The following is a 14998-nucleotide window of genomic DNA, read 5'->3' on the forward strand; positions in this document are numbered from 1 at the left end:
TGTCGGCGAGCCGAGCCAGTGTGGGCGGCATGACGAAGACAGGCAGTCGCGCCGAGATCGGGGCGCTGGGAGAACAGCTCGCGGTGGAGCACCTGCGTGGGCTCGGGTGGGAGATTCTGGACCGTAACTGGCGGTGCCGGTACGGGGAATTGGATGTGGTGGCCGCCGCCGAGGACGCGCGGACGGTGGTGTTCGTGGAGGTCAAGACGCGGACCAGCGAGCAGTTCGGCGGGGCGCTGGCGGCGGTGACACCGCCGAAGCTGCGTCGTCTGCGGCGGCTCGCAGGTCTGTGGCTGGCTGACCGCGACGGGAGCTGGGCGCAGGTACGCATCGACGTCATCGCGGTCATGGTGGGCCGGACCCGCACCCCGGAGATCACGCACCTGCAGGGGGTGGGGTGATGGCGCTCGGGCGGGCGTTCTCGGTGGCCGTGCGGGGGGTCGAGGGACACATCGTCGAGATCGAGGCCGACATCTCCAACGGTCTTCCCGGTGTGCATCTCGTCGGCCTGGCCGATGCCGCGCTGCAGGAGTCGCGGGACCGGGTGCGGGCGGCGATCAACAACTGCGGCTTCAGCTGGCCGCAGACCCGGCTGACGCTGGCGCTGTCACCGGCGACGCTGCCGAAGATGGGGTCGGTCTATGACCTGGCATTGGCGACAGCGGTGCTCGCGGCCGAAGGCAAGAAGGGATGGCCGAAGCTGGAGAAGGCGGTCCTGCTGGGGGAGTTGGCGCTCGACGGTCGCGTGCGGCCGGTCAAAGGGGTGCTGCCTGCGGTTCTGGCGGCGCAGCGTCACGGCTGGCCGACGGTGGTGGTGCCCGTCGAGAACCTCGCGGAGGCCAGCCTGATCGACGGTGTCGACGTGTGGGGCGTGAGCACGCTGGGCCAGCTGCACGCGTGGCTGGCCGGCAAAGGTGATTTGCACGCCCGCATCGACCACCCCGATCAGGCGCCGGACGTGTCGATCGACCTGGCCGACGTCGTCGGGCAACCGCAGGCACGCCGGGCCGTCGAGGTGGCCGCGGCCGGTGGCCACAATCTGGTGATGACGGGTCCGCCCGGAGTGGGCAAGACCATGCTCGCGCAGCGGCTGCCCGGGCTGTTGCCGCCGCTGTCACAACCGGAGGCTCTGGAAGTCACGGCGATCCACTCGGTCGCCGGGCTGCTGACCGGGGAGGCACCGTTGATCACGCGGCCGCCGTTCGTCGCGCCGCACCACACCTCCAGCGTGGCCGCGCTCGTCGGCGGCGGCTCGGGAATGGCGCGGCCAGGTGCTGTCAGCCGGGCCCATCGCGGCGTGCTGTTCCTCGACGAATTCGCCGAGATCAACAGCTCCGCGCTCGAGGCGCTGCGAACACCGTTGGAGGACGGCGTGATTCGGTTGGCCCGCCGCGAGGGCGTGGCGAGCTACCCGTGCCGGTTCCAGCTCGTGCTGGCCGCCAACCTGTGCCCCTGCGCACCGCCCGATCCCCGCGACTGCGTGTGCGCGTCAGCCGATCGGCGCCGCTACCGCAGCAGGCTGTCGGGTCCGCTGCTGGACCGCGTCGATCTGCGGGTCGAGATGCATGCGTCGCGGGCTGGGACGTTCGCCGATGACGCCGGCGAGTCGACGGCGGCGGTGCGCGAGCGGGTGTGGGCGGCCCGGGCGGCGGCGCAGGAGCGGTGGCGCCCGTACGGGGTCAGCACCAACGCCGACGTGAGTGGCTCTCTGCTGCGCCGGAAGTTCCGGTTGGGCGCCGAGGCGATGAAGCCGGTCAAGGCCGCCGTCGACCGCGGGTTGCTCAGCATTCGTGGCATGGATCGCACGCTGAGAGTGGCATGGACTCTGTGTGATTTGGCCGGTGGGGTGTCGCCGACGCGGGAGCACGTGGTGTCGGCGTTGTCCTACCGGCAGGTGGGGGAGCGGTCGTGACCGAGGACGAGAGACGAGCGTGGGCGTATCTGTCTCGGGTGGCCGAGGCGCCGAATCCGCGGATCGCTGTGCTGGTGAAGACGATGGGGGTGCTGGAGGCTGCTGAGCGGGTGCGGCGCCGGGACCTGCCGGATGCGAAGTTGCTGTCCGCTACCGAGGCTCGGCACGGTATCGATTGTGCACGTGAGGATTTGGAGGTGCTGGATCGTATCGGCGGTCGGCTGCTGACGCCGGGGGACGAGGAGTGGCCGGTGACGGCCTTCGGCAGCTTCGACGGGGTGGACAAAGCCAAGCGGCCGCAGGGGTATGCGCCGCTGGCACTGTGGGTGGTGGGTCCGTCATCGTTGGTCGAGGTTGCCGCACGGGCGGCGGCGTTGGTCGGTACCCGAGCTGCGAGTGACTACGGCGAATTCGCCGCGGCGGATTTGGCGGCGGGGTTGGTGGAGCGTGATGTGGCCGTGGTGTCGGGTGGGGCGTACGGCATCGATGGGGCCGCGCATCGGGCGGCGTTGTCGTGCGACGGGGTGACGGTGGCAGTGGTGGCTTCCGGTGTGGATGTGCCGTATCCGTCTGGGCATTCGGCGCTGTTGCATCGGGTGGCCCGTCATGGGGTGGTGGTCAGTGAGTATCCGCCGGGTAGTCGCCCCTGCCGGCGTCACTTTCTGGCGCGCAACAGGTTGATCGCCGCGCTGTCGGGGGCGACCGTGGTGGTCGAGGCCGGGATTCGCAGTGGTGCGGCGAACACGGCGGCGTGGGCGAAAGCGTTGGGTCGCAACGTGTGTGCAGTTCCCGGACCGATCACGTCGGCGGCGTCGGTGGGGTGCCACGAGCTGCTCAAGAACGGCACAGGGGCACATCTCGTCACCCGGGCCGACGAGATCGTCGAGTTGGTCGGCAATTACGGGGAGCTTGCCGCCGAGCCGCCGCGGCCGCACAGCGAGGTGGACGGGTTGAGTCCGGAGGAGCTCACCGTGTACGAGGCGTTGCCTGGTCGCGGATCGCGGTCGGTGGATCAGATCGCGGTTGCGGCCGGAATGCCCGAGACCGACGTCATCGGACAGCTCACCATGCTCGACATCCGCGGATTGGTCACGCAGCAGGACGGCGAATGGAAGGTGCTGCGACGCAACGGACAGAGCTGACACAGGGATCGGATGCGGCGAGCCGGGGTCGGCAGCGCGGCGGCGGTTCCCTCCGGCATGGCCGCGGCGGCCGCCGTGCATCCCGCTGATCAACTGCCTGACCGGCTTGTGGACGCACCCCCGACGTCGGGACTCGGCAGTAAACTTCTGCGGTGAACGACACCCAGGAGCAGTTCGCCGCTTCGGTACTCGAGGTCGTCGACCACATCCCCGCCGGCCGCGTGATGACCTACGGCGACATCGCCGAGTACCTGCAGCGGGGAGGGCCACGCGGTGTCGGCGGTGTGATGGCCCGGGACGGCGCTGCGGTGACCTGGTGGCGAGTCGTTCGCGCCAATGGGACACTGCCGCCGCACCTGATGATCGAAGCGCAGACGCAATGGCACCACGAGGGCACGCCGCTGCGGCGGGGGATCGTCGACGTCGCCGCGGCGCGATGGTGGCCGGACGCCGAGTAGTTCGCCCGACGAGGGAGAGCCCTGCGTCGCCGGCGCCGCTCGTATAGTCGATGGGGCGCCACCCGGCGCGCGACATCAGCAGGGAAGGCGGTCAGGTGGCAGGACGTCCGGTACACACCTTCGAAGTCGTGCGGACCGAGCAGCTCAGCCCGCACGTCGTGCGAGTCGTACTCGGCGGCAAGGGTTTCGACACGTTCTCGCCGAACGACTACACCGACGCCTACGTCAAGCTCGTGTTCGTCGACGACGAGGTGGACGCCGAAGCGCTCGAGCAACCCCTGACACTGGACAGCTTCTCGGCGCTGCCGCCCGCGCAGCGGCCGACGGTCCGCACGTACACCGTGCGCCGCGCCGACGCTGAGAAGCGCGAGATCACCATCGACTTCGTCGTCCACGGCGAGCACGGCGTCGCGGGACCCTGGGCTGCACATGCGCAACCCGGCCAACGGCTCTTCGTGATGGGACCCAGTGGCGCTTACGCTCCGGACCCGGCCGCCGACTGGTACCTGTTCGCCGGCGACGAGGCCGGGCTGCCGGCCATCGCCGCGGCGCTCGAAGCGTTGCCCGACAACGCGATTGGTCAGGCGGTCATCGAGGTGGCGGGCCCTGAGGACATGATCGAACTCACCGCGCCCGAGAGCGTGGACATCCGATGGGTGTTCCGCGGCGGACGCGCCGACCTCGTGCTCGAGGACCAGGCCGGCGATCACGCTCCACTGATCACCGCCGTCAAGGAAGCGCCGTGGCTACCCGGACAGGTGCAGGTGTTCATCCACGGCGAGGCGCAGGCCGTCATGCACAACCTCCGGCCCTACATCCGCAAGGAACGTGGCATCGACGCCAAGTGGGCGTCGTCGATCTCGGGATACTGGCGTCGCGGCCGCACCGAGGAGACCTTCCGCGAGTGGAAGCGCGAGCTGGCCGCCTCAGAAGCTGGGTAGCGGAGGTGGCGACCGGGTGACCGGTTGGCCAAACTCCGCTACCGGCCCGGACGCCGATGGCAGGGTGGGGCCATGACTTTCGGTAACTACCAGTACGAGATCTATCTGCAGGGCCTCTCGGGCGTGCAGCCCACCCTGCCCATGGACTACGCCGGCTGGGAAGCCAAAGCCGAAGTCGCCATGCCGCCGTCCATCTGGTCCTACGTCGCCGGCGGTGCCGGCGACGAGAACACCCAGCGGGCCAACCGCACCGCCTTCGACCGCTGGGGTCTGATGCCGCGCATGCTCGTCGGCGCGACGGAGCGCGACCTCTCGGTCGACCTGTTCGGGCTGAGCCTGCCCTCGCCGCTGTTCATGGCGCCCGTCGGTGTCATCGGCATCTGCGCCCAAGACGGGCACGGCGATCTCGCCGCCGCCCGTGCCGCGGCGCGGACCGGCGTACCGATGGCGGTGTCCACCCTGACCGAGGACCCCCTCGAAGACGTCGCCGCCGAGTTCGGCGACACCCCCGGGTTCTTCCAGCTCTACACCCCGACCGACCGGGACCTGGCCGCCAGCCTGGTCCAGCGTGCAGAGAAGGCCGGATACAAGGCGATCATCGTCACCCTCGACACCTGGATTCCCGGCTGGCGCCCGCGTGACCTGTCGACGTCGAACTTCCCGCAACTGCGCGGCCGCTGCCTGGCCAACTACATGAGCGACCCGGTGTTCCGCGCCGGCCTCGTCCAGCCGCCCGAGGAGAACATGCAGGCCGCGGTGCTCAAGTGGGTCGGGCTGTTCGGTAACCCGCTGACCTGGGACGACCTGCCCTGGCTGCGATCGCTGACCGATCTTCCGCTGGTGCTCAAGGGGATCTGTCACCCCGACGACGTGCGCCGAGCCAAGGACGGCGGCGTCGACGGCATCTACTGCTCGACCCACGGCGGCCGCCAGGCCAACGGCGGGCTGCCCGCCATCGATTGCCTGCCCGACGTGGTGGCTGCCGCCGATGGCCTGCCGGTGCTGTTCGATTCGGGCATCCGCAGCGGCACCGACATCGTCAAGGCGCTCGCGCTGGGCGCCACCGCGGTCGGGGTCGGGCGACCCTACGCCTACGGGCTGGCCATCGGCGGAGAGGAGGGCGTGGTGCACGTTCTGCGCTCGCTGCTGGCCGAGACCGACCTGACGATGGCCGTCGACGGTTATCCGACACGGGCTGATCTCACTCCGGACACATTGCGGCGCGTCCTGTAGAGCCAGAACCCCTTCGATGTCACCGTGACCTGCGTGGAGGCGATTCTCGAGGAGTTCGACACCTACCTCGCGCTGGAACGTGGCCGCTCCGAGCACACCCGGCGCGCCTACCTGGGTGATCTGCGCTCACTGTTCGACTTCCTCTCCCGGCGTCACTCCGACGCGGGTCTGCGCGGGCTGACCCTGCCGGTGCTGCGCTCGTGGTTGGCCGCGCAGGCGTCGGCGGGGGCGGCGCGGACCACGCTGGCGCGGCGCGCCTCGGCGGTCAAGACGTTCACGGCGTGGGCGGCCCGCCGCGGCCTGCTCGACGAGGACCCCTCCGTGCGGTTGCAGGCGCCCAAGGCACGTCGCACGCTGCCGTCGGTGCTGCGTCAGGACCAGGCCGTCGACGCGATGGACGCCGCCAGCTCCGGCGCCGAGCAGGGTGATCCCGTCGCCCTGCGTGACCGGCTCATCGTCGAGATGCTGTACGCCACCGGTATGCGAGTCAGCGAGCTGTGCGGGCTCGACATCGACGACATCGACACCTCCCGTCGGGTGCTGCGGGTGCTCGGTAAGGGCAACAAGCAACGCACCGTCCCCTTTGGACATCCGGCACACGCGGCGCTGATGTCCTGGCTGACCGACGGGCGGCCCGCACTGGCGACGTCGGCCTCGGGCCCGGCATTGCTGCTCGGCACCCGCGGCGGCCGCCTCGACCCCCGACAGGCCCGCACCGTCGTCCACCAGACGGTGGCCGCCGTCAGCGGCGCCCCCGACATCGGCCCGCACGGGCTGCGGCACAGCGCCGCCACCCACCTCCTCGAGGGCGGCGCTGACCTGCGCGTCGTGCAGGAACTCCTCGGTCACTCCACGCTGGCCACCACGCAGCTCTACACCCACGTCACCGTCGCCCGGCTGCGCGCGGTCCACGACCAGGCACATCCCCGGGCGTGACGCTCAGCGCAGCGGTTTGAGCCGGATCGGCGTCGTCACCACCAATGCCACCGGGTCCACGTAGTCGGCGCGCGCCGCCGGGCCCCACATGGCGCCCCAGTGCAAGCACGCCGGTGCCGCGCATCCCGCGTGTCCCGGCTGGAGCGCGCCGATCACGGACCCGGCGCTGACCAGCTGCCCTGCCCGCACCACGGCCTGCACCGGCTCGTAGCTGGTGCGCAGCCCACCCGGATGCGCGATCGAGACCACCGGCCGGCCGGCGAGTTCGCCGGCGAACACCACCGTGCCGGCCGCCGCGGCCTGCACGGCCTGTCCGACGGAACCGGCCAGATCGACACCGCGGTGTCCGCGCTGCCAGTTCCGCTGCGGAGCATCGAACGCCCGAACCACCGCCGGCCGCGGCCGCAACGGCCATTCCAGCCGGGTACCGTCGGCCGCCGCGGGTACCTGGGCAGACGCTGCCGCCACCACGGCGCAGAGAAGTAGTACGGACAGGATGCGCATCGCAGCCAGTGCACCGCGACGCGGCTTACCGTTCCAGGCCCACTTCAGCGGCTGGGGATGGCTGCTCGGCGTCCTGATTAGCGTGGTCAAACCACCTCGTCCGGGCGTGTAAACTTCTCACCGCAGCTCGCTTGCGCGGGCTGACTTCGCGCGTCTGCACGAGCCCCTCGCGGTTCGTCACCTGTATGCCGGGCGGTCCCGATTCCTTCGGGTCCGGCATCGAAGCAGTCGCCAGGGTCCGGCTCACCCGATGCCGGACGACAACCGACAACTGAAGGTACGGAACAACCATGGCTGTTGTGACCATGAAGCAGCTGCTCGACAGCGGCACCCACTTCGGGCATCAGACCCGACGCTGGAACCCCAAGATGAAGCGGTTCATCTTCACCGACCGCAATGGCATCTACATCATCGATCTGCAGCAGACGCTGACCTACATCGACTCGGCCTACGAGTTCGTCAAGGAGACCGTCGCCCACGGCGGATCGATCATGTTCGTCGGCACCAAGAAGCAGGCGCAGGAATCCATCGCCGAAGAGGCGACCCGCGTCGGCATGCCGTACGTCAACCAGCGCTGGTTGGGCGGCATGCTCACCAACTTCTCCACCGTGCACAAGCGCCTTCAGCGGATGAAGGAACTCGAGGCCATGGAGCAGACCGGTGGCTTCGAGGGTCGCACCAAGAAGGAAATCTTGATGCTGACCCGCGAGAAGAACAAGCTCGAGCGTTCGCTCGGCGGTATCCGCGACATGCAGAAGGTTCCGTCGGCGATCTGGGTCGTCGACACCAACAAGGAGCACCTCGCCGTCGCGGAGGCGCGCAAGCTCAACATCCCGATCATCGCGATCCTGGACACGAACTGCGATCCCGACGTCGTGGACTACCCGATCCCGGGAAACGACGACGCCATCCGATCTGCTGCCCTGCTCACCAAGGTCGTCGCGGCCGCGGTGGCCGAGGGGCTGCAGGCCCGCTCGGGTGCCGGCAAGACCGAGGCCGGCCAGGACGGCGCGGGTGCCGAGCCGCTCGCCGAGTGGGAGCAGGAGCTGCTCGCCGGCGCCACCGCCTCGCCGACCGCTGCCGGTGCCGCGCCCGGGACGCCCGAGGCCGACATCCAGACCGAACCCACCCCCGCACAGAATCCCTAGGAACACATCTATGGCTAACTACACCGCTGCCGACGTCAAGCGCCTGCGGGAGCTGACCGGCGCCGGAATGATGGACAGCAAGAACGCGCTCGTCGACGCTGAAGGTGACTTCGACAAGGCCGTGGAACTGCTGCGCATCAAGGGCGCCAAGGACGTCGGCAAGCGTGCCGAACGTGCGACCGCCGAAGGTCTGGTGGCCGCCAAGGACGGTGCGCTGATCGAGCTCAACTCCGAGACCGACTTCGTCGCCAAGAACGCCGAGTTCCAGGCCGCGGCCGATCAGATCGTGGCCGCCGCCGCCGCGGCCAAGGCGACCGACGTGGATGCGCTCAAGGCCGCTCAGGCCGGTGACACCACGGTCGAGCAGGTCATCGCCGATCTGTCGGCGAAGATCGGCGAGAAGCTCGAACTGCGCCGCGTCGCGTACTTCGACGGTCAGGTGGAGACCTACCTGCACAAGCGCGCGGCCGACCTCCCGCCGGCCGTCGGTGTGCTGGTCGAGTACACCGGTGACGACAAGTCTGCTGCCCACGCGGTCGCACTCCAGATCGCCGCGCTGAAGGCGAAGTACCTCACCCGCGAGGACGTGCCCGAGGACATCGTCGCCAACGAGCGTCGCATCGCCGAGGAGACGGCCCGCAACGAGAACAAGCCCGAGCAGGCGCTGCCCAAGATCGTCGAGGGTCGTGTCACCGGGTTCTACAAGGATGTCGTGCTGCTCGACCAGCCGTCGGTGTCCGACAACAAGAAGACCGTCAAGGCTCTGCTCGATGAGGCCGGCGTGACCGTGACGCGGTTCGTCCGGTTCGAGGTCGGTCAGGCCTGACCCAGCGCCACCACGCGGCCCCCGGAACACTGTGTTCCGGGGGCCGCGTGCGTTGTGGGCGAGTTCCGGCGACGTCACAGCAGGAGAGTAGAAGCGCCGACGGCAACTGCTCTTAGCTCGCTCGATGTTTGCCACGATCGCAAAAATCGGTCGAGAAGTTGCGTTCGCGACAATAACGCGGTGTTCCACCCGTTGCCGATGGCTGTGAGTCTGGACTCCGCTGCTTTGCCGCCGCCGCTGGCGACCGTGGCAGAGCAAATTTTCTGACGGCATTGTCGAGGTTGTCTAAACGCTGACGTTGACGCCAAATGCCGCGGTGGAGCCGCCGAGAGAGTTAATCTCTACTCGTGCAGCACAGCGCAATCGGGGGAGGTCAGCAATGACTGGTGTGATCGATGCTCCACCAGTGGCAAAGGCTGATGCCGGACTGCGCCAGTTGGAGCTACCGATGCTGACCGAGGTCGTACCGGCTCGACGCCGCAAAGCATGGTCCCCTCTGATCGCCATGGCGATCGATCTGGCCACCGGGTCCGCGGCGGTCGCGATCGGCATGACGGTCGCCAATTACACACACAAGCAGCTGCCGTCACCGTTGGTGATGTGCTTCTTCGCGCCGACGGTGGTCGGCCTGTTCGCCATCCGCGGGCTGTACAAGCGGTCGCTGAATCGCTCGTTCCTCGACGAGTTGCCGAAAATAGAAGCTCTGATCACAGTCGCAGCGATGCTCATGTTGAGCGGGCTCGTCCTGAATCAGACCATCGAGGGGTCCCGCAGTACTGCGGTGACCCAGGTGTGGGTGTGCGCCGCGGTACTGATCCCGCTGGGCCGCCTCGTCTGGCACACCGTCCGGACACGCATGTTCCACCGCGACAAGATGATCGCGCCGACGCTCATCGTCGGCAACGGCAGGATCGCCGCCAAGGTGGTCGAGCGCCTCGAGGTCAGCCCCAACTACGGGCTGCGGCCCATCGGGCTGATCGACGACGATCTGCCCTCGATGGGGCTGGATCGCGACAAGCCGTCGACCATCCCGTATCTGGGCAAGCTGGACAATCTCGAGCAGGCCATCAACTCCACCCACGCGCAATGCTTGATCGTCGCGTTTTCCCGCACCCGCGACGAAGCCATGACCGCGGCCGTCAAGGTCGCCCACCGGCACGGGATGGCCGTGTGGATCGTGCCGCGCATTTTCGACACCATCGGCGTGCACGCCACCATCGACCACATCGGTGGTCTGCCACTGATCTCGGTACCGAGCACGGACCCGCGCGGCTGGCAGTTCGCGGTGAAGCACTTCTCGGATCGAATGTTCGCCTGCATCGGACTGGCGCTGATCTCGCCTCTGTTCCTGTCCCTGATGCTGGCGGTCCGCCTGAGCTCACCGGGACCCATTTTCTTCGGCCAGGCCCGGGTGGGTCGCGACGGCCGCGTGTTCGACTGCCTCAAGTTCCGTTCGATGCGACCGCCGAGCGTCACCGATGCGTCCTTCGAGCGGCGCTCAGACAGCGCGCCGGGCGGGGTCGAGGGGGAGGACCGCCGCACGCGGATCGGAAAGATCATGCGGGCCACCTCACTCGATGAGTTGCCACAGCTGATCAATGTGATTAGGGGTGAGATGAGCCTGGTCGGTCCACGCCCCGAGCGGCCGGAGTACGTCGACCTGTTCAACGCCCAGATCGCACGCTATGGCGACCGGCACCGGGTCAAGGCCGGCATGACCGGGTGGGCCCAGGTGCACGGCTTGCGCGGCCAGACCTCGATCGCCGACCGCGCCGAATGGGACAACTTCTACATCGAGAACTGGTCGTTGTGGCTTGACTGGAGAATCCTGGCGATGACCGTGGGGGCGGTGCTGCAGCGCGCTGAATGAGGACGGTGTGACCGTCCGAGCGGCGCCGGTACGCTCTGGTACCGTCGCGCCATGACCCGCATCGACGCCTTCACCGACGACGCCCTCGGCACGCTGGACGCGGTGGGCGCCGTGGACGCCCTGCGTGCGGGCACGGTCTCCGCGGCCGAACTCGTCGACGCGGCCATCGCGCGCACCGAAGCGGTCAACCCTGCGCTCAACGGTATGGCCCATGAGGCCTTCGACCGAGCGCGCACGCGCGCGCGGCTCGCCTATCCCTACGGCGGTTATTTCGACGGCGTGCCCACGTTCATCAAGGACAACGTCGCCGTCGCCGGCATGCCCACCCGGGAGGGGGCGGACGCCTGGCAGGCGCGCATCGAAGCGAACGACGGCGATTTCGCGCGACCGTACCTGGCCACCGGGCTGATCCCGATCGGCAAGACGCAGCTCTCGGAATTCGGCTTCAGCGCGTCGGCGGAGCATCCGCGGCTGGGGGCGGTGCGCAACCCCTGGCACACCGACTACACCGCGGGTGCGTCGTCGTCGGGTTCCGGCGCCTTCGTCGCCGCCGGTGTCGTCCCGATCGCCCACGCCAACGACGGCGGCGGCTCGATCCGCATCCCAGCCGCGTGCAACGGTCTGGTCGGCCTCAAACCCTCGCGGGGTCGGCTACCACTGGATCGCAACGTGCGGCAGATGCCGCTGCAGATCGTGCACAACGGGGTGCTCACCCGGTCGGTGCGCGACACCGCGGCCTTCTACCGCGAAATGGAGCGCACCGTCGCCCACCCGAAGCTGCCCCGCATCGGCGACATCCGGGGCCCGGGCGCCGCCCGCCTGCACATCGCGGTGTGCACGCAGTCGATCGCACGGGACTCCGCACCGGAGATCGCCGACCTCACACTGCAGACTGCCGCGCTGCTCGAAGAGCTCGGTCATCGAGTCACCGTGGTGGACAACCCGATACCGCGACGGTTCATCGACGACTTTCTTCTGTACTGGTCGTTCCTCGCGTTCGCGCTGGTGCGCGGCGGCCGCCGCACGTTCGGCGAGACATTCGACCGCACGCGGCTGGACAGCCTCACCCTCGGGCTCGAACGGCACGCCGCGGGCAACCTGGTGCGTCTGCCCGCCGCATTGGTCAGGCTCGCCCGCACCCGTCGGATCACGGAGCGACTGCACTCCACCTACGACCTGCTGCTGACCCCCACCCTGGCCGACGTCACTCCGCGCATCGGACATCTGGATCCGACGGCTGACTACCAGCAGGTGATCGAGCGGCTCATCGACTGGGTCGCGTTCACGCCGCTGCAGAACGTGACCGGCGAGCCGGCGATGTCGCTGCCGCTGGCGCGCTCGGCGTCGGGGCTGCCGATCGGCATGATGTTCTCCGCACCTCTCGGGCGGGACGCGCGGCTGCTCGAGCTCGCCTACGAGCTCGAGGCCGCGCGACCGTGGCCCACCATCTCTGGCTGACGGTTCGGCAACGAAATCCGTTGCGTGCGGTACACCCTGCCGTAACCGGGCCGCTGGCGTATTAACACCGACGACACCACCGGTGGTGCTGAGCGTTACGTAGGGCTCCCACCATCTTCTCTCGTGGAGACCAGTCGGGTCGGCGAATCGCCGGCGGTGATGCGCTCCGAACGGCTGCCCGTCGGCTCGCAGAACACCGTGATGTGCCTCATCCGGTTTGCGCTGGCTAACATCCGGCGCCGGCCCGAACGCTTCATCCTGTCGGTGCTCGGGATCGCGCTGGCGATCGCGTGCGTCACGGTGGTGCGCACTGTGTCGGCGAGTTTCGCTATCACAGGCCAAGATTCGGTCACCGATGTGCTCGACGGCGGCGCCCTGTGGGTGGTCCCTGCCGCCGGTGTGCACTACGACCCCGACGTCGAAGCGCTCGTCGCCGACGGACCGGCCCCCGACATCGACGTCCCGGTCGGATGGCCGGCCATCCGGACCTTGTCCGGCGTCACGGAGGTGAGCGGTCAGCCGGTGTCGTTGCGCGGACGCGACGACATCGCCACCGGGGAGGCGGCGGTGGCGACCGGTGCGGCTGAGCGCCTCGGCCTGGCTGACGGTGACCGGGTCACCATCGGGGGGCAGGCTCTGCAGGTCCGCGTCCGTGGCGTCGGCGAATCCATTGTCGTGCCCACGTCGGTGGCCGAAAGCGTTGTCGGACAGAGTGGTTGGTGGATCGTGTCGGCGCCCGCGGGATCCGAGAAGCGTCGCGATCTGGCGCAGACGTTCGCCGCGGAGGTGGGCCTGCCCGCCACGCCTGATCCGTCCGTGCGCCCCGACCCTCAGGGCAGGGGACTCGTCTACGACACTGTCGGCGGTTCTGGTCCGCTGACTTTCGAACAGAAGTTCTCGGCTCTGTTCTCCGGCAAGGTGACCGGGTCGACTCTCGGTCTCATCTCCACCATCGGCCTCGCATTGGGTTTCGTCATCGCCGTGTCGTCGTTCCTGGCCTCGGTCACCGAGCGCCGTCGCGAGTTCGGCATCATGTCGAGTATCGGCTTGGCGGACGAAGTGCTCTACTTCTTCCTCGTCGAGTCCGCCATCGTGTTCCTGGCGGCCTACCTGGTGGGTATCACTGCCGCGGGAATCGCTGTGGCTCTGGTCATTCCGGGGATCGCCACGGTGACGGCCTGGCTGCAGGGCATCGCCATGACTGCGATGTTCCTGCCCGCCATGGCCATCGTCGGCGCGCTGGTACCCGTACACCGGTTGCTCCAACACCGGCCGGTCGAGCTCCTGGGTGCGCGATGATCACCAGGGGTCTGGCCTACGGGTGGCTCGCCGCCCGCCGGCGTGTGCGCGACATGGTGCTCCCGGCCGTCACCACCGCCACCGGCGCGTTTCTCGTGGTTCTCGTCTTCGGGATGAGCGACGGAATCCGCAGGCAGTCAGCGGTACTCGGGCACGCCGACGAGATCGGTCACGCGGTGACCCTGATCGCCGTGACCGTGCTGCTGGTCGGCGTCGCCGAGGTGGCGGTCGCGACCACCAGAACGGTCACGCAACGCACCCGGGAACTCGGTGTGCTGGGCGCCAACGGTGTTCCGCGCCCGCCGGTGGTCGCCGCGCTCCTCGTCGAACCCGCGATCGCTGCGGTGGTGGGTGCTCTCGCCGGTGCGTCCCTGGCGGCGCTGACAGCCGTGGTCCTGGCGATGGCCGGGCTGGTCGGCACAGGGGTGTCGCTCGCGGGAACGGCAGTCGGTGCCGCGGTGGCGGTCGGCGTCAGCATCGTGGCCGCCCTGGTCACCAGCATCGCGCCGACGTGGAAAGCGGCGTCACGCCCTCCGATCCGATCGCTGACCGAAGGAAGCTGACATGACCGCACCCGCACCCGCACCCGCGCCCGTCATCGAGATCTCGGATGTCTGGAAGCTGCACAAGCTCGGCGACGAAGTCGTCAAGGCGTTGATGGCAGCCGATCTCACCGTCATGCCGGGCGAGTTCGTGTGCCTGATGGGTCCGAGCGGAAGCGGTAAATCCACGCTGCTCAACATCATCGGCGGGCTCGACAGGCCGACCAAGGGCACCGTGACCGTGGCCGGCAAAGACACCGCGACCCTGACGGAAAGCCAGTTCGCCGCGCTGCGCCACGACAAGGTCGGCTTCATCTTCCAGAGCTACAACCTGATTCCCTTCCTGTCGGCGGTCGAGAACGTCGAGCTGCCCCTGATGTTCGAGCCGTACGACCGCGACGCGTTGCGCCAGCGGGCCATCGAGCTCCTCGAACTCGTCGGCCTCGGCCACCGGATCCATCATCAACCGACCAAGATGTCGGGCGGCGAACAGCAGCGCACCGCGATCGCGCGGTCGTTGATCAGCAACCCTGCACTCGTACTGGCCGACGAGCCGACCGCGAACCTGGATCACCGCACCGGTGAGACCGTGGTGCGCCTGCTGCGCGAGCTCTGCTCGACGATGGGCGTGACCGTCGTCGCCAGCACCCATGACCCCACGGTGGCCGACGAAGCGAGCCGTGTCGTCCGGATGAAAGACGGACAGATCGTCAACTGAGTTGGGAGACA

The 14998-nt window shown here is 68.7% G+C and carries 15 protein-coding genes; 14 read left to right on the top strand and 1 reads right to left on the bottom strand.

The genetic code is table 11. The annotated features are described in order from the left end of the window. The first annotated feature begins 29 nt into the window (after window positions 1-29). The 7 genes from ACZ50N_RS09395 (at window position 30) to ACZ50N_RS09425 (ending at window position 6622) form a co-directional block, all read left to right on the top strand. The gene (locus ACZ50N_RS09395) at window positions 30-401 is read left to right on the top strand and encodes a YraN family protein (RefSeq protein ID WP_046363443.1); all 372 of its coding nucleotides are present in this window, start codon (window positions 30-32) and stop codon (window positions 399-401) included. Then, window positions 401-1912, top strand: a complete 1512-nt coding sequence (locus tag ACZ50N_RS09400; protein WP_464475208.1) for a YifB family Mg chelatase-like AAA ATPase — start codon at window positions 401-403, stop codon at window positions 1910-1912. The genes ACZ50N_RS09395 and ACZ50N_RS09400 overlap by 1 nt, the downstream gene beginning before the upstream one ends. After that, the gene (gene dprA / locus ACZ50N_RS09405) at window positions 1909-3054 is read left to right on the top strand and encodes a DNA-processing protein DprA (protein ID WP_464475209.1); all 1146 of its coding nucleotides are present in this window, start codon (window positions 1909-1911) and stop codon (window positions 3052-3054) included. The genes ACZ50N_RS09400 and dprA overlap by 4 nt, the downstream gene beginning before the upstream one ends. A gap of 152 nt (window positions 3055-3206) precedes the next feature. After that, entirely contained in the window at window positions 3207-3512 is a 306-nt protein-coding gene (locus ACZ50N_RS09410) for an MGMT family protein (protein ID WP_048425324.1), read from the top strand. Window positions 3513-3607: 95 nt separating this feature from the next. Then, on the top strand, window positions 3608-4453 hold the full coding sequence (locus ACZ50N_RS09415) for a siderophore-interacting protein (RefSeq protein ID WP_046363478.1): 846 nt from the start codon (window positions 3608-3610) through the stop codon (window positions 4451-4453). Between the two features lie 72 nt (window positions 4454-4525). Next, window positions 4526-5686 (top strand): lactate 2-monooxygenase, encoded by a 1161-nt coding sequence (locus ACZ50N_RS09420; protein ID WP_464475210.1) that lies wholly within the window; start codon window positions 4526-4528, stop codon window positions 5684-5686. Window positions 5687-5719: 33 nt separating this feature from the next. Continuing rightward, window positions 5720-6622 (top strand): tyrosine recombinase XerC, encoded by a 903-nt coding sequence (locus ACZ50N_RS09425; RefSeq protein WP_046363449.1) that lies wholly within the window; start codon window positions 5720-5722, stop codon window positions 6620-6622. Between the two features lie 3 nt (window positions 6623-6625). On the opposite strand, the gene ACZ50N_RS09430 is transcribed toward ACZ50N_RS09425, so the two are convergent. Further along, window positions 6626-7126 carry a M23 family metallopeptidase gene (locus ACZ50N_RS09430; RefSeq protein ID WP_464475615.1) on the bottom strand — a complete coding sequence of 167 codons (501 nt, stop codon included), beginning with the start codon at window positions 7124-7126 and terminating at the stop codon, window positions 6626-6628. Between the two features lie 290 nt (window positions 7127-7416). Here ACZ50N_RS09430 and rpsB point away from each other — a divergent pair, with 290 nt between their 5' ends. From rpsB to ACZ50N_RS09465, 7 genes are all read left to right on the top strand, one after another. Further along, window positions 7417-8274: a 30S ribosomal protein S2 gene (gene rpsB, locus ACZ50N_RS09435; protein ID WP_046363451.1), complete on the top strand. Its 858-nt coding sequence runs from the start codon at window positions 7417-7419 to the stop codon at window positions 8272-8274. A 10-nt stretch (window positions 8275-8284) separates the two neighbouring features. Next, the gene (tsf, locus tag ACZ50N_RS09440) at window positions 8285-9100 is read left to right on the top strand and encodes a translation elongation factor Ts (RefSeq protein ID WP_046363452.1); all 816 of its coding nucleotides are present in this window, start codon (window positions 8285-8287) and stop codon (window positions 9098-9100) included. 448 nt (window positions 9101-9548) lie between these two features. After that, the gene (locus tag ACZ50N_RS09445) at window positions 9549-10970 is read left to right on the top strand and encodes a sugar transferase (RefSeq protein ID WP_464475616.1); all 1422 of its coding nucleotides are present in this window, start codon (window positions 9549-9551) and stop codon (window positions 10968-10970) included. Between the two features lie 51 nt (window positions 10971-11021). Then, window positions 11022-12428, top strand: a complete 1407-nt coding sequence (locus ACZ50N_RS09450) for an amidase (RefSeq protein ID WP_046363453.1) — start codon at window positions 11022-11024, stop codon at window positions 12426-12428. A 123-nt stretch (window positions 12429-12551) separates the two neighbouring features. After that, a complete protein-coding gene (locus ACZ50N_RS09455; RefSeq protein WP_048425328.1) occupies window positions 12552-13727 on the top strand; it encodes an ABC transporter permease in 1176 nt (391 codons plus the stop codon). Beyond that, window positions 13724-14290 (top strand): FtsX-like permease family protein, encoded by a 567-nt coding sequence (locus ACZ50N_RS09460; RefSeq protein WP_133413223.1) that lies wholly within the window; start codon window positions 13724-13726, stop codon window positions 14288-14290. The genes ACZ50N_RS09455 and ACZ50N_RS09460 overlap by 4 nt, the downstream gene beginning before the upstream one ends. Before the next feature lies 1 nt (window position 14291). Further along, on the top strand, window positions 14292-14987 hold the full coding sequence (locus ACZ50N_RS09465) for an ABC transporter ATP-binding protein (RefSeq protein WP_048425330.1): 696 nt from the start codon (window positions 14292-14294) through the stop codon (window positions 14985-14987). Window positions 14988-14998: the final 11 nt, after the last annotated feature.

The organism is Mycolicibacterium obuense (assembly GCF_055397605.1).

Coding starts and splice junctions, on each gene's coding strand:
- ACZ50N_RS09395 (WP_046363443.1), top strand. CDS start 30: ATGACGAAGACAGGCAGTCGCGCCGAGATCGGGGCGCTGGGAGAACAG.
- ACZ50N_RS09400 (WP_464475208.1), top strand. CDS start 401: ATGGCGCTCGGGCGGGCGTTCTCGGTGGCCGTGCGGGGGGTCGAGGGA.
- ACZ50N_RS09420 (WP_464475210.1), top strand. CDS start 4,526: ATGACTTTCGGTAACTACCAGTACGAGATCTATCTGCAGGGCCTCTCG.
- ACZ50N_RS09430 (WP_464475615.1), bottom strand. CDS start 7,126: ATGCGCATCCTGTCCGTACTACTTCTCTGCGCCGTGGTGGCGGCAGCG.
- rpsB (WP_046363451.1), top strand. CDS start 7,417: ATGGCTGTTGTGACCATGAAGCAGCTGCTCGACAGCGGCACCCACTTC.
- tsf (WP_046363452.1), top strand. CDS start 8,285: ATGGCTAACTACACCGCTGCCGACGTCAAGCGCCTGCGGGAGCTGACC.
- ACZ50N_RS09445 (WP_464475616.1), top strand. CDS start 9,549: ATGCTGACCGAGGTCGTACCGGCTCGACGCCGCAAAGCATGGTCCCCT.
- ACZ50N_RS09450 (WP_046363453.1), top strand. CDS start 11,022: ATGACCCGCATCGACGCCTTCACCGACGACGCCCTCGGCACGCTGGAC.
- ACZ50N_RS09460 (WP_133413223.1), top strand. CDS start 13,724: ATGATCACCAGGGGTCTGGCCTACGGGTGGCTCGCCGCCCGCCGGCGT.
- ACZ50N_RS09465 (WP_048425330.1), top strand. CDS start 14,292: ATGACCGCACCCGCACCCGCACCCGCGCCCGTCATCGAGATCTCGGAT.